The sequence below is a fragment of the Janthinobacterium sp. SUN206 genome (assembly GCF_030587305.1).
Lineage (GTDB): Bacteria > Pseudomonadota > Gammaproteobacteria > Burkholderiales > Burkholderiaceae_D > Janthinobacterium > Janthinobacterium kumbetense.
This window is the reverse complement of record NZ_JAPWIB010000002.1, coordinates 134,017-152,169: the sequence shown is the minus strand read 5'-3', so window position 1 is coordinate 152,169 and position 18,153 is coordinate 134,017. Positions and strand designations below refer to the sequence as shown.

The following is an 18,153-nucleotide window of genomic DNA, read 5'->3' as shown; positions in this document are numbered from 1 at the left end:
CGGCCTCCTTCACTTTTGCGCTGCCTTGATCATGTTGCGGGCGATGACGATCTGCTGGATCTGCGTCGTGCCTTCATAGATGCGGAACAGGCGCACGTCGCGGTAGAAGCGTTCGGCCGCGTATTCGCTGATATAGCCGGCGCCGCCGTGGATCTGCACGGAGCGGTCGGCCACGCGGCCGCACATTTCGGAGGCGAACAGCTTGCAGCACGACGCTTCCGTCGAAATGTCTTCCTTGTTGTCGCGCCGGCGCGCCGCGTCGAGCACCATGCTGCGCGCCGCGTAGATTTCCACCTTGCTATCGGCCAGCATGGCCTGGATCAGCTGGAATTCGGCGATGGGCTGTCCGAACTGCTGGCGCTCCATCGCATACGCCAGGGCGTCGGCCAGCATGCGTTCGGCCGCGCCCACGCAGACGGCGGCGATGTGCAGCCGGCCCTTGTCGAGCACTTTCATGGCCGTCTTGAAGCCCACGCCTTCCTTGCCGCCGATGATATTTGCGGCAGGGACGCGGCAGTTCTCGAAGATCACGTCGCAGGTATGCGCGCCTTGCTGGCCCATCTTTTTATCGATCTTGCCCAGCGAGAGGCCGGGCGTATCCTTTTCCACGATGAAGGCGGAAATGGCCGAGGCGCCCCGCTTGACGGGGTCCGTGCGGGCCATGACGGTAAAGATGCTCGCTTCGGGCGCGTTGGTGATATAGCGCTTGCTGCCGTTGAGGATATAGAAGTCGCCATCGCGCACGGCCGTCGTGCGCAGGGATGCCGCATCCGACCCCGATCCCGCTTCCGTCAGGGCGAACGAGCCGATGATCTCGCCGGCCGCCAGCTTGGGCAGATAGTATTGTTTTTGCGCTTCCGTGCCGTCGATAACGATGCCTTGTGAGCCGATGCCGTTGTTCGTGCCGATCAGCGAGCGGAAGGCGGGCGAGGTGCGGGCGATCTCGAAGGCCACGCGTACTTCCTCTTCCATGCTCAGTTCCAGGCCGCCGTAGGCTTCCGGGATCGACAGGCCGAACAGGCCCAGTTCGCGCATCTGCGCCACGATGGCGGGCGGGATCGTGTCCGTTTCGGCCACCAGCGCCTCGTTCGGCACCAGCACTTCGCGCACGAAACGGGCGATGCTGTCGAGCAGGATGTTCAGGGTTTCTTCGTCGCGTATCATCGGGGTCCTCGGTACTGTAATTAAGAGGGGGCGCGCAGTCTAACCGCGGCCCAGGTTTTTTTCCACTGTCTTGACCAGGGCGACCAGGCGCGGTCCCAGGTCGGATTCGAGTTTTTCACGCGACAGCAAAAAGGCGGGGCCGCCGCAATTGAAGGCCATCACCTGCTCGCCGTCGGCACCCAGCATGGGCACGCCCACGGCATGCACGTCGTTCTGCCATTCGCCGGCCGAGATGCAAAAGCCCCGGTCCTGGTAATCCTTGAAGCCTTGTTCGATGCCGGCCTTGATGCGCGGCCAGCGTTCCGTCTCGTGCACCCTGGCGTGATCCATCAGGTAGTCGCGTTCGGCCTGCGGCAGGATGCACAGCAGGGCCTTGCCCATGGCCGTCGTCATCAGGGGGATGCGCGAACCGACGTCGAGGCGCAGGGTGACGTTGGCGCTGCTGCGGCACGTTTCCACGTACACCATGCTGAGGCGGTCGCGCGTGCCCAGCGAGACGGACGCTTGCGCATGTTCGGCCAGTTCTTCCATCAGCGGGCGCGCCATCTTGCGCACGTCGAGGTTCGACAGCATGCGGTAACCGAGGGCCAGCACGCCGGCGCCCAGCTGGTACTTGCCCAGGCTGTCCGAGTAATTCAGGTAGCCCAGTTTGGTGAGGGTATAGGTGAGGCGTGAAATCGTCGGTTTCGGGATGCCCGTGCGCTTGGCCATCTCGGCGTTCGACAGGAACACTTCGCCGGGACGGAAGCAGCGCAGCACTTCCAGCCCGCGCGCCAGCGCGTTGACGAACTGGCGGTCCTTGCCTTCCTCGTCATCGCTGAAGACGATGAGTTCCGGATCTGCTGCGGTCTGAATATTTGTCATATTTGCATTCATTTTCAGGCTCCCTGGAAATCAGTTTGCCTAGCCGAATCTGGCATGTCAACCGTTTTGTGAAACATTCGTTCGCACAGCGAAATGCTGCGGTGCATGAAAAAAGCGTGAAAAATTGACCTGCGCGCGTGCTTTTGGTCTTGTCGCTTGAGCATCGCTATATACGTCTGTATATTGCGCTGTTGGGTGACGGCCACCGCATGCGTGGCCGCTTTTTTGAGTATCGCTATATAAGACGATATATAACGAGAGTGGAAAGATCGAAACGATGTTGAAACAGGTAATGGCAGGCGCCGTGATGCTGGCGCTGGCGCAGATGGCACAGATGGCGCAGGCGCAGCAAACGGCGGGCAACGATGGCGTGGATGCGGCGGCGCCGTTCGTGCTGGGCACGGTGACGGTGATCGGCCAGCGCGAGCAGGCAGGCCAAATGGAACAGCAGGTGGGCGCGCAAGTGAGCCGCGCCGAGATGCGCCGCTTTAACCGCGACAATGTGGGTGACGCATTGAATCTGCTGTCCGGCGTGTCGCTGTCGACCAATTCGCGCAATGAAAAAACCGTCGCCATCCGCGGCTTCGATGCGCGCCAGGTGCCACTGTACATCGACGGCATTCCCGTCTACGTGCCGTACGACGGCTATGTCGATTTCAACCGCTTCACCACCAGCGACCTGGCCGCCATCCAGGTGGCCAAGGGCTACAGTTCCGTGGCGTATGGTGCCAATACCCTGGGCGGCGCTATCAACCTGGTGTCGCGCAAGCCGTCCGCGCGGATGGAAGGCGATACGTCCATCGGTTTCGGCTCGGGCAGCGAGCGCCAGGTGTCGGCCAACGTGGGCACCAACCAGGGCCTGTGGTATCTTCAGGCGGGCGTGTCGTATATCGACAGCGACGGTTTTCCCATGTCGTCGGACTTCCGCCCCACGGCCACGGAAGACGGCGGCATGCGCAACAATTCCTACCGCAAGGATCATAAACTGTCGTTCAAGGTGGGCTACACGCCCGATGGCGCGCAGGCGGGCGACGAGTATGCATTGAGCTACTACAAGCAGCATGGTGAAAAGGGCCAGCCGCCATCGACCAATCCCGTGGGCGCGCGCTACTGGCAATGGCCGTACTGGAACAAGGAAAGCGTGTACTTCGTCTCGCAGACGCGCCTGGGCGAAGCCGAACGTCTGAAACTGCGCCTGTACCACGACAGCTACGACAATGAAATCACCTCCTACACGAACGGCAGCTACACGACCCTGAAAACCAGCGGCCAGGGTAGCGTCAGCGGCGGGCGCAGCATCTATAACGACCGTACGAATGGCGGCGCGGTGGAACTCGAATCGTTCCGCCTGGCCGCGCACAGCCTGCGTTTTGTGGCCAGCTACAAGGCCGACGAACACCAGGAACTCGATGCAAAAGGCGTGCGCACCACCTGGTACAAGGATGCCTTGTGGACCCTGGGCGCGGAAGACAGCATCGCCCTCGATGCGGCGACGGAACTGTCGCTGGGCGTCTCGCGCAATGAGCTGCGCCCGGACACTGTCTACAGCGCCGGCAATGCCTACACCTTGCCAGCCAATCAATCGGCCACGGACCTGCAGGCGGGACTGTTCCGCAAGGTCGGCGCCGATGCGCGCGTGTACGCCACCGTGGCGCGCAAGTCGCGCCTGCCGACCCTGAAGGACCGCTACTCGCAGCGCCTGGGCACGTATATCGAAAACCCGGCCCTGCGCGCGGAAGAGGCGATGAATTATGAGCTGGGGTATCAAGGAAACGTGCAGGGCGCCAAGGTGGAAGCGGCGCTGTTCTACAGCGACGTGAAGGACAAGATCCAGAGCGTGGCGAATGTCTCGGGCGTGCGCTCGCAGATGCGCAACGCGGGCAGGGCGCACATCAGCGGCGTGGAACTTGGCTTGCGCGGCAGCGCCGGCGCCTGGCTGGATTTCGGCGGCAATTACACCTACACGGACATGAAGAACGTCAGCGACCGCGCCACGCGCCTGACGGACGTGCCACGCCACAAGCTGACGGCGCACGCCGTGCTGCATGCGGCGCGCCAGGTCGATGTGGTGGCCATCGCCGAATCGAACAGCGGGCGCTGGGTCTCGAACACCCTGGAACTCGGCGGCTTTACGACCGTGAACCTGAAGGCTGTGTACCGTCCCTTGCCGGCCTTGACCCTGGAAGCGGGCGTGGCGAACCTGGGCGACCGCAATTACGCGCTGGCCGACGGTTTTCCCAGCGCGGGACGCACCTGGCTGGTCAATGCGCAGTACCAATTCTGATTTTTTGACTGTTCAATGAAAGGACACAGCATGTTGAAGACAATACTGACAAGCTTCGTTTCGGCGGCGCTGCTGGCGGCGGCGCCCGCGTGGGCAGACCCGGCGCCGGCGCGCGACAATATGAGCCACGCGCTGACCGTGACGGGCATGGTGGAAAGGCCCTTGACCCTGAAAGTGGCCGACCTGCGCCAGCTGCCGCCGGCCAACGGTGGGAAAATCGCCGTCACGCGCCATAACGGAGACAAGGCCGAAACCATCACCAGCTACAAGGGCGTGCTCCTGCGCGATATTCTGGACAAGGCGGTGCTCGATGCGCCGGGCCACAACGATGTCAAGAAGCTCGCCATCATCGCCACGGCCACCGACGGCTATGCGGTGGTGTTTTCCTGGGGCGAGCTGTATAACGCGCCGGCCGGCGAGGGCGTGATCGTCTACTACGAAAAAAACGGCAAGGCGCTCGACGACAACGATGGCGAAATCGCCCTCATTTCGGCAAAAGACATCCGCACGGGACCGCGCCACGTGAAGTGGCTGAACGGCATCGAGGTGCGAAAGCTGGTGGAGTGACGATAAGCTGATGGAAAAAACGCGCCGTGGAGCCATCCCCGGCGCGTTTTTTTATGCCGCCAGCGCTTGCCGCATGGCCTGGCCCGCCACGTCGAACAGGCCGCGCGCCGCTGGCGTCAAGCCCAGCATGTGGATCGACGCATGGATCATGCCGTCGAGCTGCATGCATTGCGCCGCCACGCCGTCGTCGCGTAAATACCGCGCATAGGCCTCGCCTTCGTCATGCAGCGGGTCGTACTCGCACACCAGCACGGTCGCCGGCGGCAAGTCCTTCAGCGACGTTGCCCGCAGGGGCGCCGCATAGGGCTGCGCGCCTTCAGCCGGCTCGTTCAGATAGGCCGACCAGCAAAAGCGCATGGCTTCCCGCGTCAGCGAATGGCCTTCCGCATAGCGCTGGTAGGACGGCGTGTCGAAGGCGAAATCGAGCGCCGGGTACAGCAGCAGCTGGTGCGCCAGCGCAGGACCAGCCTGGTCGCGCGCCATCAGGGCCGCGGCCGCCGCCAGGTTGCCGCCCGCGCTGTCGCCGCCCACGGCCAGCCGCTTCGCATCGATGCCGAGCGCCTCGGCATGGTCCGCCACCCAGCAGACTGCCCGGTAAAAGTCGTTCAGCGGCACGGGGAACTTGTGCTCGGGAGCCAGCCGGTAGTCGACGGAAAAGATCACGCAGCCGGTGGCGTTGGCCAGTGCGCGGCACGGATTGTCGTACAGGTCCAGCGAGCACAGGCACCAGCCGCCCCCATGCGCAAAGACGATGGCCGGCAGGGGCTTGCTTGTGTCCGCGCCGGCGGGCACGTAGGCGCGCACGGTCAGCGCGTGCTCGCCAGGCAGCACGTAATCCTTGATCGAGGCGACGTCTGCCAGCGGCCCGTGCAGCAGTCGCAGCCCCGTTTCCGTGGCGGCCCGCAAGTCCGCCAGCGAGGCGGGCGGCGGCGCATCCCTTGTCTGTTCCAGCCAGGCGGCGATCAGCGGATCGAGGCTCATGCGGCTTCTCCGGCCAGGAACGGCAGCAGGTGGGCGATGAACGCTTCCGGCTGTTCTTCCATGATGAAGTGGCCGCATTCGGCGACGATGGCGCCTTTCAAGATGTCCGCCTTGCCCTGCATGGTCAGCAATGGCGCGTCATTCGTCGCATGGTCGGCGCCGATGGCCAGCACGGGCATGGCCAGGCTCTTTTTCGCCCGCTCCAGGTTCTGCCGGATGGTTTCCGGAATGGCGCGGTAGTAGGCGAAGCCGGCGCGCAGGGCGCCCGGCGTGGCATAGGCGTCCGCATACACGTCGACGGCCACCTTGTCGCGGCGGTACGACCAGCGGTCCAGGATGAAGCGGATGTATTCGCGCTCCTTGCCGGCCGTGAGCATCTCGGGCAAGTCCAGCACCTGGTTGAACATGAAGTGCCACAGGAAGATATTGTCGGACGGCGCGACAAAAATCGGCGGCGCGGGCGCCAGGCCGGGAATGACGGCTTCCGTCAGCGCCAGTTTCGTCACGGCCTGCGGGAAGTCGCTGGCCAGCGCATAGCCGACCCACATGCCGATGTCGTGGCCGACGACATCGTACTGCGCATGGCCCAGGGCCAGCATGGCGCGGTGCAGGGTGGCGGCAACGGCGCCCGTGTCGTAGCCGCCGGCCGGACGTTCCGAGTGGCCGCTGCCGGGCGGATCGATGGCGATCGCCTGGTAGCCCTGGGCGGCCAGGGCCGCCATCACATGGCGCCAGGCGTACCAGGTTTGCGGCCAGCCGGGGATCAGCAGCACGGGTTTGCCTTCGCCGGCGATGACGCAATGCAGACGCTGGCCGTCAATGCGCACATAGTCGTGGGTGTAGCTGTCTTTATTCTGATGCATGGCAAGTCCTTGTATTGATTCAGTTAATTAGTTGATTAGTTGTGCGTGATGCCGAGCAGGGTATTGATCTGCTGCGCGCTGACGGGGGCGCCGGCGAAGTCGTCGAAGATCTTGTCGGTCACGGGAATGATGTGGGCATTGATGAAGGCCACGCCTTCACGCGCACCCACTTCCTGGTCCTTCAGGCAGCATTCCCATTCCAGCGTGGCCCAGCCCGCGTAGTCGTTCTGCGCCATCTTCGAGAAGATCGCCTTGAAATCGACCTGGCCGTCGCCCAGCGAGCGGAAACGTCCGGCGCGGTTTTCCCACGACTGGTAGCCGCCGTAGATGCCTTGCCGTCCCGTCGGATTGAATTCCGCGTCCTTCACATGGAACATGCGGATATGGTCCTTGTAGATGTCGATGAATTCCAGGTAGTTCAATTGCTGCAGCACGAAGTGGCTCGGATCGAACAGCATCTTGCAGCGCGGGTGGCGGCCCACGCGCTCGTAGAACATCTCGAAGCTGATGCCGTCATGCAGGTCTTCGCTCGGGTGGATTTCGTAGCACAGGTTGATGCCCTGTTCTTCGCACACGTCGAGGATGGGCAGCCAGCGGCGCGCCAGTTCGTCGAAGGCCGCCTCGATCAGGCCGGGTGGGCGCTGCGGGAACGGGAACAGGTAGGGCCAGGCGAACGAGCCGGAGAACGTGCCCATGTCGGTCAGGCCCAGGCGCTTCGAGGCCATGGCCGCCAGTTTCACTTGCTCGATGGCCCACTCGGTGCGCGCCGCCGGCTGGCCGTGCAGGTGTGCCGGCGCAAAGCTGTCGCACAGCGCGTCGTAGGCCGGGTGCACGGCGACCAGCTGGCCGAGGATGTGTGTCGTCAGTTCGCTGATGACCAGGCCATGGCTGGCCAGCATGGCGACGAGGTCATCGCAGTATTGCTGGCTGTGGGCCGCTTGCGCCACGTCGAACAGGCGTGCATCCCAAGCGGGAATCTGCAGGGCCTTGAAGCCCATGCCGGCCGCCCACTCGGCGATGGCGGGCAGGGTGTTGAAGGGCGCCGTATCGGCGGCGAATTGTGCCAGGTGCAGGCTTGGTCCTTGGATGGTTTTCATATCGGCTCCTATTGTTTGTCGATCGACAAAGAATAAGCGAAATTTTCTGCGCGGTCAAGGCCGTGATGCAAAATAAATGCGGAATCGGTGTGGCTTGCAAGCGTTATACTGGCCGCCAGTTTGCAAGCAGAGGATGAAAATGGCAGGAAGACCGAGGGAATTTGACCGCGCGCTGGCGCTGGCAAAAGCGCGCGACGCGTTCTGGACGCGCGGCTATGAAGGCGTATCGATGGCCGACCTGGTGGCGGCGCTGGGCATCGCCTCGGCGCGCATCTATGCGGCGTTCGGCTCGAAGGAGCAGCTGTTCCGCGAAGCCGTGGAACTGTATGAAACGGGCGAGGGCGCGTTTGCCGTGCATGCGCTGGCGGCCAGCCTGAATGTGCGCGACGCCGTGGCGCGCATGCTGGAAGAAGCCGTGCTGCTGTATACGCGCAGCGGCCAGCCGCAGGGCTGCATGGTGGTCACGGCCGCCACGAATACGAGCGCGGACAACGCGGGCATCGCCGACTGGCTGGCGCAGCACCGCCGCGCACGCACGCAGGCCGTCATCGAGCGCCTGCGCGCGGCGCAGTTGGCGGGAGAATTGAAAGAGGAAGCGGACGTGCAGGCGCTGGGCGACTATTATGCGGCGCTGCTGCATGGCTTGTCGGTGCAGGCGCGCGACGGCATTCCCGCCGAACGGCTGCTGGCGCTGATTCAACCGGCGATGGCGCCCTTGGCGCTGGAAATGAAAAATTAGACTATCTTGCCGATAGTCGCCGTGGATGTTTGCTGCCTCAGGTCTTGACGTCGATCAGGCTGCCCAGGGCCTGGTCGGCCGCCTTGACGACATTCGCCGACAAATTAAAACCGGCCTTGTAGACGAGGTTATCCGTCAGTTCTGACGCCAGGCCGACGCCGTTCGGCCGGCTTTCGGCCGCCTTGGCCGCATTCGCATTGGCGCCGCTGACGCTTTCGCCGGCGGCCAGCTTGCGTCCTTCGACGGAGAGGGTGACGCCCGTGCCGGCCGGGCTGGCTTCCTGGAACTCGGCTTGTTGCGGCTGGAAGCCCTGGGTATTCGCATTGGCGATATTGTTGGCGGCCACATCCAGCGCGCGCTGGTTGGCGGTCAGCCCCGAGGTACCGGTGGTGAGGGCGGATATGGACATGGCAACTCCTTCAGAAGGCTCCTAGTTTACTCCCATGCAGGCGCTATGTGGTTGGTGCAAGGCAACATTTTTCCGCGCCGTCGATGACTGCAAAAAAAGTTACCCATCCATAATGTTTTAATATTGTCCTGCGCCCTTTCACTGCCTAGACTGGCTGGGAAATCTCGCATGGAGCCTGCCATTTCTCCCCTCGTACGCCGCCTTTGCTTGGCTTTGCTGCTCAGCTGGCCTTGCCTGACCCTGCAAGCTCAGCCTGCTTCTGCCTCACTGCCGCTCGATGCGCGCTTGAACGAGCAGGTCATCATGGTGCCGGCCGGCGACGGCTTGCGCGAGACATTGGAGACGACGGTGTTCCGTCCCGCCGGCCCCGGCCCGTTTCCCCTGTTGCTGATGAATCACGGCAAGCAGGCCGGGCCGGCGAAACTGCAGGCGCGCGAGCGCTTCATCTATATGGCCGCCGAATTCGTGCGCCGCGGCTATGCGGTGATGCTGCCCATGCGCGCCGGTTTTGCGCGCTCCACGGGTGCCTACCGCGATTTCGGCTGCGACATGCTGGGCAACGCCCAGGGCCAGGCGCGCGACGTGCTGGCCGCGCTCGCGTATGCGCGGCGCCAGAGCTGGGTCGACCAGGAACGCATCGTCGTCGCGGGCCAGTCGTATGGCGGCATGGCGGCGCTGGCGCTGGCCACCCGGGTGCTGCCCGGCGTGCGGGGCGTGCTCAATTTTTCCGGCGGCCTGCGCGTCGACATGCCCGGCTGCGACTGGCAAGGGGCGCTGGCCAAGTCCTTCGCCACCCTGGGCGCCTACAACCACATCCCCAGCCTGTGGCTGTATGGCGCGAATGACTCGTATTTTTCGCCGGCGCTGGTGCGGCGGCTGTTCAATTCCTTTACCGGTTCGGGCGGCCGGGCGCAATTGCTCGCCTATGGCCCGTTCAAGCGCGACGCGCACCTGACCCTGGGCAGCCGCGACGGCGTGGCCGTGTGGCTGCCCGCCACCGAGCGCTTCCTGCAGAAAGTCGGCATGCCGGTGCGGCAGGTCTACCGCGTGGCCGAGGCGCCGTCGCCGCCCGCCACGCATTTCGCGCTGCAGGACGATATCGCCGCCGTGCCCTACCTGGAAGAGCAGGGGCGCGCCGCCTACCGCGTCTTCCTGGAGAAAACCGCGCCGCGCGCCTTTGCCCTGTCGGCCAGCGGCGCCTGGGGCTGGGCCGAGGAGGGCGAAAGTCCCGATGTGCGCGCGCTGGCCTCGTGCCAGCGGCGCAGCAGCCTGCCGTGCCAGCTGTATTCGGTCGATGAAAGCGTCGTTTGGCCGCTCGCCGGCGCCAGCGCAAGCGCCGCCGGCGGCGCGCAATAGGCCGCCGCGCACGATAGTTGTCGCCGAAACGGGGGATGGGCGAATATACTAGGCGAAAAGGGAGGCGTTGCGCTTCCCGTCCGCCCTTATCATCAGCGAGAATTCACCCTTATGGCGTCATCCCCAGAAAACCTCAGCATGGCCGTGTTTTGCGACTTCGAGAACGTCGCGCTCGGCGTGCGAGATGCAAATTACGAAAAATTCGATATCAAGCCCATCCTTGAACGCTTGCTGCTGAAGGGCAGCATCGTTGTCAAGAAGGCATATTGCGACTGGGACCGTTATAAAAGTTTCAAGGGCACCATGCATGAGGCGAACTTCGAGCTGATCGAAATTCCCCATGTGCGCCAGTCCGGCAAGAATTCGGCCGACATCCGCCTGGTGGTCGATGCGCTGGACCTGTGCTACACCAAGGCCCACGTGAATACCTTCGTCATCATCAGCGGCGATTCCGACTTTTCGCCGCTCGTGTCGAAACTGCGCGAAAACGCCAAGCAGGTGATCGGCGTGGGCGTCAAGCAGTCGACTTCCGACCTGCTGGTGGCCAACTGCGACGAATTCATTTTCTACGATGACCTGGTGCGCGAAAGCCGCCGCACGGCCGCCAAGCGCGACGCGCGCGAAACCCCGGCCGCCAAGCGTTCGCCCGACGAAGAAGTGCGCCGCAAGGAAAAGTACGAATCGCGCAAGACGGAAGCGATCGAAATGGCCGTCGAGACCTTCGACGCGCTGGTGTCCGAGCGTGGCGACAGCGGCAAGATCTGGGCCTCGATGCTGAAGGAAGCGATCAAGCGCCGCAAGCCCGATTTCAGCGAGTCGTATTACGGCTTCCGCACCTTCGGCAACTTGCTGGAAGAAGCGCAGACGCGCGGCTTGCTGGAATTTGGCCGCGATGAAAAATCGGGCGCCTATGTCTACCGCAGCAGCGGCCTGGTGGCCGTGCCGGCCGCCGTGAACGCGGATACAGCCAACGAGGCCGGCGGCGAGACCGGCGTGACGGCGGAAGAGGGCAATCACCGCGAAGGCGGCAGCCGCCGCGATTCGCGCCGCAATGGCCGTGGCGGCCGCAAGCAGAACGAGCAACGCCGCGGCGAGTCCGCGCCACAGGCCTTCGTGCCGGTGGCCGACGCCGAAGCCGTCGTCATCGAGCAGTATGCGCCGGCGCCGCAGCCGGAAGTGCAGCACGAAGTGGCCGAAGCCGCCGCCGAAGCGGTGGCCGAGGTGGTTGCAGAAGAGGGCAACGCCAAGCGCGGTTCGCGCCGCAATGGCCGTGGTGGCCGCAAGAATGGCGATGGCGCCCGCGAAGCGCGCGCCGAAGTCGTCGCCGTCGACGTGGCGCCGGTGGTGGAAGCCGTGCCTGCGCCTGAGCCGGTAGCCGAAGTACCGGTGGAAGCCGCCGCCGAAGCCAAGCCAAAGGCCAAGCCGCGCACGCCGGCCCGCAAGGCGGCTGCGGCGAAGAAACCGGCCAAGAAGGCGGCAGAAGCTGTGGTGGAAGCTGCGCCTGTCGTTGCAGCGGCGCCGGTGGAAGTGGCTGTCGTGGCGGAAGACAAGCCAGCCAAGGCGCCGCGCAAGGCGCCGGCGCGCCGTCCTGCGCGCAAGAAGGCGGAAGCTGCCTGATAGCCTGAGCGGCAACAAGCGGGGCGGCAATCGCATGCGCCCCCGCTTTTCCGGTCCCTGCCTTGCGCAAACCGCGCACCCCGATCTCCCCAAGCGTGTACGATGAGCCTGTTTTTAACGCGGCGGGCGGTCAAGCATGTACCACGGTGAACGGTTCAACAGCATTTCCCATACGGTGGGCGCCGCGCTGGCGGCCATCGGCGGCGTCATCCTGATCGTCGCGGCGGCCCGCACGGGCGATCCCTGGAAAATCGTCAGCTGCAGCGTGTATGCGGCCATGCTGCTCACGCTCTACCTCACTTCCACCCTGTACCACAGCGTGCGCGGCAAGGCCAAGGCCGTGCTGCAGCGGCTCGACCACTGCGCCATCTACCTGCTCATCGCGGGCACCTACACGCCCTTCATGCTGGTGACCCTGCGCGGGCCGTGGGGCTGGTCGCTGTTCGGCGTCGTCTGGGGCCTGGCCTTGCTGGGCATCGTGCAGGAATACGTGTACGCGAAAGGCGCGCGCATCCTGTCGCTGGTGATTTACGTGGCCATGGGCTGGCTGATCGTCATCGGCATCAAGCCGCTGCTGGCGGCGCTCGAGTGGAACGGCTTCCTGTGGCTGGTAGCAGGCGGGCTGTGCTACACGGGCGGCATCGCTTTCTATGCCACCGACCACAAGCTGCGCCATGGCCACGGCATCTGGCACCTGTTCGTGCTGGCCGGCAGTAGCTGTCATTTTATCGCCATTTTGTTCTACGTTGCCTGACGTTATCCCTTGCCATCACTGTTGCCATGATTCCATTATAATGGCGCGATATGTGAAAATAGCGCAACAATGCGGCAATAATAAGGCAACAATGGATATCAATTCGGACGACCTGAAAATCTTCGTCACCGTCATCGACAGCGGCACCCTGAGCGCGGCCGCCGTGCACCTGGGACAAACCACCTCGGGCGTCAGCCGCGCCCTGTCGCGCCTGGAAGACAAGCTGGCCACCTCGCTGCTGACGCGCACCACGCGCCGCATGGAGCTGACGGAAGAGGGACAGCTGTTCCTGGACAAGGCGCGCGCCATCCTCGCGTCGATGGAAGACGTGGAGGAATCGATCCGCATCCGCCGCCAGAAGCCGGCCGGGCGGCTGTCCGTCGATGCCGCCTCGCCCTTCATGCTCCATTGCGTTGTGCCCCACGTGGCGGAATTTCGCGCCATGTACCCGGACATCCGCCTGGAGCTGACCAGCAACGACCAGATCGCCGACCTGCTCGAGCACCGCACCGATATCGCCATCCGCATCGGCGCCCTGGTCGATTCGACCCTGCATGCGCGCCCGCTCAGCGCCAGCCCGCTGCACGTGCTGGCCACGCCCGCCTACCTGGCGCGTCACGGCGAACCCGCCACGCCGGAAGCGCTGTCCGGCCATGCGCTGCTGGGTTTTGCGCAATATGAGCTGGGGAATAACTGGCCGCTGCGCCACGAAGCGGGCAACAGCCTGCAGATCGTGCCGGCGCTGGCCGCGTCCAGCGGCGAAACCCTGCGCCAGCTGGCGTTGCACGACCAGGGCATCGTCTGCCTGTCCGACTTCATGACGAAGGACGACATCGCTGCCGGCCGGCTGGTGCGGGTGCTGCAGCCGTTTTACACGGGCTACCGCCAGCAGATCCACGCCGTCTACTACCGCAACACGCAGCTGGCGCAGCGCATCAGCTGCTTCCTCGAATTCCTGCAACAGAAACTGTAAGGCCCGGACATGAGCGCACATGGCATGCAATGCCCCACCTGCGACGAATATGGCGACCTGGTGCACGCCACGGTCCGCAAGACGGGCCAGCAGGTGATCGTCTGCACGGAATGCGATTTCGTGTGGCCGCATCCGGAGCAGGACATTGATCCGGCGCATGCCACGGATGTGGCTTCCCTGCTGGCGCAATCCGGCCTGGACGACGACTGGGACGAGCTCGAACTCGGGGCAAGGGTGCCGCCGTCGCCTACAGCATGACGTGCGATTCTTCCGCCCGCAGCAGGGCTTCCACCTCATGGGCGGGCAGCGGCCGGCTGAAATAATAGCCCTGTGCCTCGTCGCAGCCATGGCGGCGCAGGTAATCGAGCTGCTCCGCCGTTTCCACGCCTTCGGCCACCACGCGCAGCTTCAAATTGTGCGCCAGGGCGATGATGGAGACGACGATGGCCGCGTCGTCCGCGTCGCGCGCCACGTCGCCGACGAAACTGCGGTCGATCTTCAGCACGTCGATGGGGAAGGTGCGCAGGTAGGCGAAGCTGGAATAGCCGGTGCCGAAGTCGTCGATCGACAGCTGCACCCCCAGCGCCTTCATGTCGTGCAGCTGGCTGACGGCCAGCGCCACGTCGTGCATGAACAGGCTTTCCGTCAGTTCCAGTTCCAGGCAGGCGGGCGGCAAGCCTGTTTCCAGCAGCACGTCGGCGATCGACGCGACCAGGTTCGGCTCGTTGAACTGGCGCGCCGACAGGTTCACGGCCAGGCGCAAGGTGTCCAGTCCCGCCGCATGCCAGCGTTTCACCTGCGCGCACGCTTCGCGCATGACCCAGGCGCCGATCGGCACGATCAGGCCCGTATCCTCGGCCAGCGCGATGAAGCGCTGCGGCGCCACCATGCCCAGGTCCGGATGCTGCCAGCGCAGCAGCGCTTCCACGCCGACGATGCGCCCGCTGGCCAGGTCCACCTGCGGCTGGTAATGCAGCACGAACTGCTCGCGTTCCAGGGCGTTGCGCAGCGCCGTCTCGATGCGCAGGCGCTCCAGGGTGGCCTGGTTCATGGCCGTCGTGTAGAACTTGATATTGTTGCGGCCCTGTTTCTTGGCGCAGTACATGGCGATGTCGGCCTGCTCGATCAGGTTCTGCGTCTCGCCATTCAGGGTAACGTCGCCGGGCGCGTCGTAGCGCGACATGTCGTAGACGGCCACGCCGATGCTGCAGGTGACGAAAAATTCCTTGCCATCCAATAGCACAGGCTGCGCCACGGCATCCATCACGCGCTGCACGATGGCGCCGCTGAGCACTTCGTCGGCCTGCTCGCACAGGATGGCGACGAATTCATCGCCGGACAGGCGCGCCACCGTGTCGCTTTCGCGCAGACTGGACTGCAAGCGCGTGGCGATGGTTTTCAGCAGCAGGTCGCCCGCCTTGTGACCGAGGCTGTCATTGACGAACTTGAACCGGTCCAGGTCGATCAACAGCACCCATAATGCGCGGTTCTTGCGGCGCGACAGGGCCATCGCTTGCGCCAGGCGGTCGCGCAGCAGGGCGCGGTTGGGCAAGCCCGTCAGCACGTCGTGGTGGGCGATGTGCTGGATTTGCTGCTCGGCCAGCTTGCGTTCCGTGATTTCGGACCCCGTGCCCCGGTAGCCGCGAAAGTCGCCCAGTTCGTTGAACAGCGGCTCGCCATTGATGCTGAACCAGCGCAGCTGGCCATCGCGGTCATGCATCGCATATTCGAGGTTGGAAAAGGGCAGGTGGGCTTCCAGGTTGGCGATATGCTGCTTGCCCCAGCGCGAATTGCGCATTTCCGGGTTGTTGTCCCAGCGCGTCATGCCGATGAAGCGTTCCAGCGGCATGTTCGACTTGTCCGTGAAACCGCTGGTGATGTGGGTGAAGCAGAAGTTGGCGTCCTGTTCCCAGTACCAGTCCGAAGACAGGGCCAGCAGACGGCGGAAGCGCTTTTCGCTTTCCTGCAAGGCGCGCTCCGTGCGCTGGCGCGCCCGCACGTCGGCGCTGAGCAGCTCATTGCTGCGTTTCAGGTCGGCCGTGCGCTGCTCCACCAGCAATTGCACGCGGCGCGAGCGCTGCGTCAGCGATTGCACGAAGGCGGCCGTCAGTACGCTGAACAGCAAACCCGTGATCAGGGTGAACAGGGAGCCCAGATGGTCGGCCAGGAAGGGGCGCGGATGGGCCACCACGCGCACATGCCAGGGCCGGCCGGCGGAAACGAAGGCCCGGTCGTAATGGCTGTGGTAGGCAAAGTGCAGCCAGCGGGGCAGCGACTCCCAGGCACCGCCAGGTTCGTCGGCAGGCGCCTGGCCATGCCGGAAGATCAATTGGTGCGGGTCGGCGCCGGCGTCCGCGTAGACGCTGAGTTCAAGCTGCGAGTCGCCCAGCAGGTCGGCGCCGGCGAGGATTTTCTGCACCAGTTCCCCGGCGCGCACGATGACGGCCGTATCGCCGATCAGCGCCGCGCGCCGCTGCTGTATCGTTTGCAGGGGCACGCCGTGGCGGTACACGGGGCGCACGATGACGAAGCCCCGTTGCGGCCCTTGCGCCAGGGCCAGCAGGCCGGTGGCGGTGGTCTGGCCGCTGACGATCGCCTGTTCCAGCGCGCGCGCCAGCACGCCGCTCGGGCTGACGTTCAGGCCGAAGGCGGGGCGGTTGCCCTGCAGGGGTTCGAGGTAGTCGACCACCAGGTAGCTGGCGCGCGTCGTCGCGGGCACGACGACGCCGGCGCGCATTTCCGTCATGGCGTAGTCGGGCACGATGCGGCGCAACTCGGCCTCGAATGCGGCGCGCTGCGCATGCGGCACGATGCGGTGGAAATTGAAGGCCTGGATGAACGGATGGCGTTGCAGCAGCGGCGTGGTGAAGTCGTGGAACTGTTCCCGGGTGACGGGCACGACGGCGGCAAACAGCTGGTTCGTTGTCGTCAGCACCTCGACCGCGTCGTCGAGTCCCTGCTCGATGGCGGCCACCCTGGCGCCGGCGCGCTGCTGCAGGCTCAGGCCCATCTTGTCGTATTCGAGCTGGCTGATGGCGGCAAACAGCACGGCCGTCACGCTGACGCCGCAGGCAAAGGTCAGCGCGGCCGCGGCGGAAATCGACAATGGCAGGCGGCCACGCAGCATGGTTTTTCCTATCTCACTTCATGGACACTTGGGTTCGGCGGCGCCTGCCGGCCCCACGCAGGCGGTAGTTTGTCATAAACCACATCCATCATGCGGATTTTGCACCAAATTACTGCTAATAAGCAACAATATCTATGACCGGGGAAGACGACTTTCAGTCGCTGCCCGCGCCTGACCGGCGGCGCAAGCGCCACAACTGCCATGCCGGCAGCCAGCGGTTCAGGAACGCCAGGCCGCATACCCGGCGCCAGCGCACCAGGCGCACCACGCGCACGGCGCGGCCGTCGGCGCCTTGCCCGGGCCTGGCGGCGAAGACGATGCGGTTATTGCCGGCGATGCCGTCGAAGTGGCACACGGCGCCGCGGAAGGTGAGCATCAGGCGCGCCAGCATGGCGGGGTAGTGTTCGTCATAACTGAACAGGTTGGCCACCAGCACGCCGCCGGGCAGCAGGGCGCGTAGGCAGTCCGCATAGAAGCGCGCGCTGCCCAGTGCCGGCGGCAAACCCGTTTCGTCATAGCCGTCGAGCAGCAGCACGTCGGCGCAGCCCGGATGCTGGCGGATATAGCTGACGGCGTCCGTCTCGATGATGCGCAGGCGCGCGTCGTCGGGCGGCAGCATGAATTGCTCGCGCAGGGCGATCACGTCGGCGCGCAGTTCCAGCACCGTGATGCGGGTGTCGGGCAGGTGGCGGTGGCAGAATTTCAGCAGCGAACCGCCGCCCAGTCCCACCATCAGGATGTGGCGGGGACGGGGCACGAACAGTGTAAAGCACATCATGGCGCGCGCATAGCGCAGCAGCAGATGGTCGGGGCGCGACAGCAGCATTTCGCTCTGGATCATGCCGGGCTGGAATTCCAGGCGGCGCCGGTCGCCACAGGTATGCACCTGCGGGGCAAGCGGGGTAGTGCTTCTGTTTTCCGGCATGGGACGACTTCGCTGAGTGGACTGGGGGAGATGCTTTGTTGCATTCAGAGAAATCTGATAAGCTCCCGTGAGCATACCCGATTAATCCGCGCCGAGCATGCGTATATCGGCGCGCGGCGGCACGGCCGCGCAGTCGGGCACCATGGAGACAAGCATGTTTTTGGATCACCCCATCATTACGGCGACGAACAGTTTTACGGAGCCCGACCGCATCGAGCGCTTGACGCGCGTGTACGGCTACGCGGCGGCGCTGGCCGACCAGGCCGCCAACGTCGGCTTCATTGAAAAAGTGGCGCAAATCCACGACCACAAGGGCACCCTCATCGTCTTCTGGCACGAGGCGCCCAGCGAGGTGGAAAAACAGTATTTCGTGCAGGCGTGGGCCAGCAAGATCGGCGACGGCAGCACCAATGTCGAACACGAAATCTGACCT

General features: G+C 64.5%; 17 protein-coding genes. 9 read left to right on the top strand and 8 right to left on the bottom strand.

Features of this window, described 5'->3' with window-relative positions:
- Positions 1–9: 9 nt before the first annotated feature.
- Together O3300_RS13495 and O3300_RS13490 are read right to left on the bottom strand one after the other, a co-directional pair.
- Complete coding sequence (locus O3300_RS13495) at positions 10–1,164, bottom strand: acyl-CoA dehydrogenase family protein (protein WP_305053224.1); 1,155 nt, start codon at positions 1,162–1,164, stop codon at positions 10–12.
- Between the two features lie 39 nt (positions 1,165–1,203).
- Positions 1,204–2,028: an IclR family transcriptional regulator gene (locus O3300_RS13490; RefSeq protein WP_305053223.1), complete on the bottom strand. Its 825-nt coding sequence runs from the start codon at positions 2,026–2,028 to the stop codon at positions 1,204–1,206.
- A gap of 277 nt (positions 2,029–2,305) precedes the next feature.
- On the opposite strand from O3300_RS13490, the gene O3300_RS13485 reads away from it, so the two are divergent.
- Together O3300_RS13485 and O3300_RS13480 are read left to right on the top strand one after the other, a co-directional pair.
- Entirely contained in the window at positions 2,306–4,312 is a 2,007-nt protein-coding gene (locus tag O3300_RS13485; protein WP_305053222.1) for a TonB-dependent siderophore receptor, read from the top strand.
- Positions 4,313–4,342: 30 nt separating this feature from the next.
- Positions 4,343–4,879: a molybdopterin-dependent oxidoreductase gene (locus tag O3300_RS13480; protein ID WP_305053221.1), complete on the top strand. Its 537-nt coding sequence runs from the start codon at positions 4,343–4,345 to the stop codon at positions 4,877–4,879.
- A 51-nt stretch (positions 4,880–4,930) separates the two neighbouring features.
- Here O3300_RS13480 and O3300_RS13475 read toward each other — a convergent pair whose 3' ends face one another.
- From O3300_RS13475 to O3300_RS13465, 3 genes are read right to left on the bottom strand one after another with little or no spacing between them, the layout of a single operon-like run.
- Positions 4,931–5,860, bottom strand: coding sequence for an alpha/beta hydrolase (locus O3300_RS13475; RefSeq protein WP_305053220.1), 930 nt, complete (start codon positions 5,858–5,860; stop codon positions 4,931–4,933).
- Complete coding sequence (locus tag O3300_RS13470) at positions 5,857–6,723, bottom strand: alpha/beta fold hydrolase (RefSeq protein WP_099664527.1); 867 nt, start codon at positions 6,721–6,723, stop codon at positions 5,857–5,859. The genes O3300_RS13475 and O3300_RS13470 overlap by 4 nt, the downstream gene beginning before the upstream one ends.
- 35 nt (positions 6,724–6,758) lie before the next feature.
- Positions 6,759–7,820 (bottom strand): sugar phosphate isomerase/epimerase, encoded by a 1,062-nt coding sequence (locus tag O3300_RS13465; RefSeq protein WP_099664526.1) that lies wholly within the window; start codon positions 7,818–7,820, stop codon positions 6,759–6,761.
- 139 nt (positions 7,821–7,959) lie between these two features.
- On the opposite strand from O3300_RS13465, the gene O3300_RS13460 reads away from it, so the two are divergent.
- On the top strand, positions 7,960–8,559 hold the full coding sequence (locus tag O3300_RS13460; protein ID WP_099668135.1) for a TetR/AcrR family transcriptional regulator: 600 nt from the start codon (positions 7,960–7,962) through the stop codon (positions 8,557–8,559).
- A gap of 37 nt (positions 8,560–8,596) precedes the next feature.
- Here O3300_RS13460 and O3300_RS13455 read toward each other — a convergent pair whose 3' ends face one another.
- Positions 8,597–8,968, bottom strand: a complete 372-nt coding sequence (locus O3300_RS13455) for a flagellar basal body protein (protein WP_099664525.1) — start codon at positions 8,966–8,968, stop codon at positions 8,597–8,599.
- Between the two features lie 207 nt (positions 8,969–9,175).
- Between O3300_RS13455 and O3300_RS13450 the strand changes: the two genes are divergently transcribed.
- From O3300_RS13450 to O3300_RS13430, 5 genes are all read left to right on the top strand, one after another.
- Complete coding sequence (locus tag O3300_RS13450) at positions 9,176–10,324, top strand: dienelactone hydrolase family protein (RefSeq protein WP_305053219.1); 1,149 nt, start codon at positions 9,176–9,178, stop codon at positions 10,322–10,324.
- A 111-nt stretch (positions 10,325–10,435) separates the two neighbouring features.
- The gene (locus O3300_RS13445) at positions 10,436–11,941 is read left to right on the top strand and encodes an NYN domain-containing protein (RefSeq protein WP_305053218.1); all 1,506 of its coding nucleotides are present in this window, start codon (positions 10,436–10,438) and stop codon (positions 11,939–11,941) included.
- A 136-nt stretch (positions 11,942–12,077) separates the two neighbouring features.
- Positions 12,078–12,695, top strand: a complete 618-nt coding sequence (locus tag O3300_RS13440; RefSeq protein ID WP_152282767.1) for a hemolysin III family protein — start codon at positions 12,078–12,080, stop codon at positions 12,693–12,695.
- A 91-nt stretch (positions 12,696–12,786) separates the two neighbouring features.
- Entirely contained in the window at positions 12,787–13,668 is an 882-nt protein-coding gene (locus tag O3300_RS13435) for a LysR family transcriptional regulator (RefSeq protein ID WP_099664521.1), read from the top strand.
- Positions 13,669–13,677: 9 nt separating this feature from the next.
- Positions 13,678–13,926, top strand: coding sequence for a hypothetical protein (locus O3300_RS13430; RefSeq protein ID WP_099664520.1), 249 nt, complete (start codon positions 13,678–13,680; stop codon positions 13,924–13,926).
- Here O3300_RS13430 and O3300_RS13425 read toward each other — a convergent pair.
- On the bottom strand, positions 13,916–16,795 hold the full coding sequence (locus tag O3300_RS13425; RefSeq protein ID WP_305053217.1) for an EAL domain-containing protein: 2,880 nt from the start codon (positions 16,793–16,795) through the stop codon (positions 13,916–13,918). The genes O3300_RS13430 and O3300_RS13425 overlap by 11 nt on opposite strands.
- A gap of 154 nt (positions 16,796–16,949) precedes the next feature.
- A complete protein-coding gene (locus tag O3300_RS13420; protein WP_289905503.1) occupies positions 16,950–17,720 on the bottom strand; it encodes a transferase spermidine synthase in 771 nt (256 codons plus the stop codon).
- 154 nt (positions 17,721–17,874) lie between these two features.
- On the opposite strand from O3300_RS13420, the gene O3300_RS13415 reads away from it, so the two are divergent.
- Entirely contained in the window at positions 17,875–18,150 is a 276-nt protein-coding gene (locus O3300_RS13415; protein ID WP_034757372.1) for a hypothetical protein, read from the top strand.
- Positions 18,151–18,153 lie beyond the last annotated feature (3 nt).

Bases quoted from the DNA above. Each gene is read 5' to 3' on its own strand.
- O3300_RS13465 (WP_099664526.1), bottom strand. From the start codon at position 7,820: ATGAAAACCATCCAAGGACCAAGCCTGCACCTGGCACAATTCGCCGCC.
- O3300_RS13430 (WP_099664520.1), top strand. From the start codon at position 13,678: ATGAGCGCACATGGCATGCAATGCCCCACCTGCGACGAATATGGCGAC.
- O3300_RS13470 (WP_099664527.1), bottom strand. From the start codon at position 6,723: ATGCATCAGAATAAAGACAGCTACACCCACGACTATGTGCGCATTGAC.
- O3300_RS13485 (WP_305053222.1), top strand. From the start codon at position 2,306: ATGTTGAAACAGGTAATGGCAGGCGCCGTGATGCTGGCGCTGGCGCAG.
- O3300_RS13415 (WP_034757372.1), top strand. From the start codon at position 17,875: ATGTTTTTGGATCACCCCATCATTACGGCGACGAACAGTTTTACGGAG.
- O3300_RS13420 (WP_289905503.1), bottom strand. From the start codon at position 17,720: ATGCCGGAAAACAGAAGCACTACCCCGCTTGCCCCGCAGGTGCATACC.
- O3300_RS13445 (WP_305053218.1), top strand. From the start codon at position 10,436: ATGGCGTCATCCCCAGAAAACCTCAGCATGGCCGTGTTTTGCGACTTC.
- O3300_RS13490 (WP_305053223.1), bottom strand. From the start codon at position 2,028: ATGACAAATATTCAGACCGCAGCAGATCCGGAACTCATCGTCTTCAGC.
- O3300_RS13455 (WP_099664525.1), bottom strand. From the start codon at position 8,968: ATGTCCATATCCGCCCTCACCACCGGTACCTCGGGGCTGACCGCCAAC.
- O3300_RS13480 (WP_305053221.1), top strand. From the start codon at position 4,343: ATGTTGAAGACAATACTGACAAGCTTCGTTTCGGCGGCGCTGCTGGCG.
- O3300_RS13425 (WP_305053217.1), bottom strand. From the start codon at position 16,795: ATGCTGCGTGGCCGCCTGCCATTGTCGATTTCCGCCGCGGCCGCGCTG.
- O3300_RS13435 (WP_099664521.1), top strand. From the start codon at position 12,787: ATGGATATCAATTCGGACGACCTGAAAATCTTCGTCACCGTCATCGAC.
- O3300_RS13460 (WP_099668135.1), top strand. From the start codon at position 7,960: ATGGCAGGAAGACCGAGGGAATTTGACCGCGCGCTGGCGCTGGCAAAA.
- O3300_RS13495 (WP_305053224.1), bottom strand. From the start codon at position 1,164: ATGATACGCGACGAAGAAACCCTGAACATCCTGCTCGACAGCATCGCC.
- O3300_RS13440 (WP_152282767.1), top strand. From the start codon at position 12,078: ATGTACCACGGTGAACGGTTCAACAGCATTTCCCATACGGTGGGCGCC.
- O3300_RS13475 (WP_305053220.1), bottom strand. From the start codon at position 5,860: ATGAGCCTCGATCCGCTGATCGCCGCCTGGCTGGAACAGACAAGGGAT.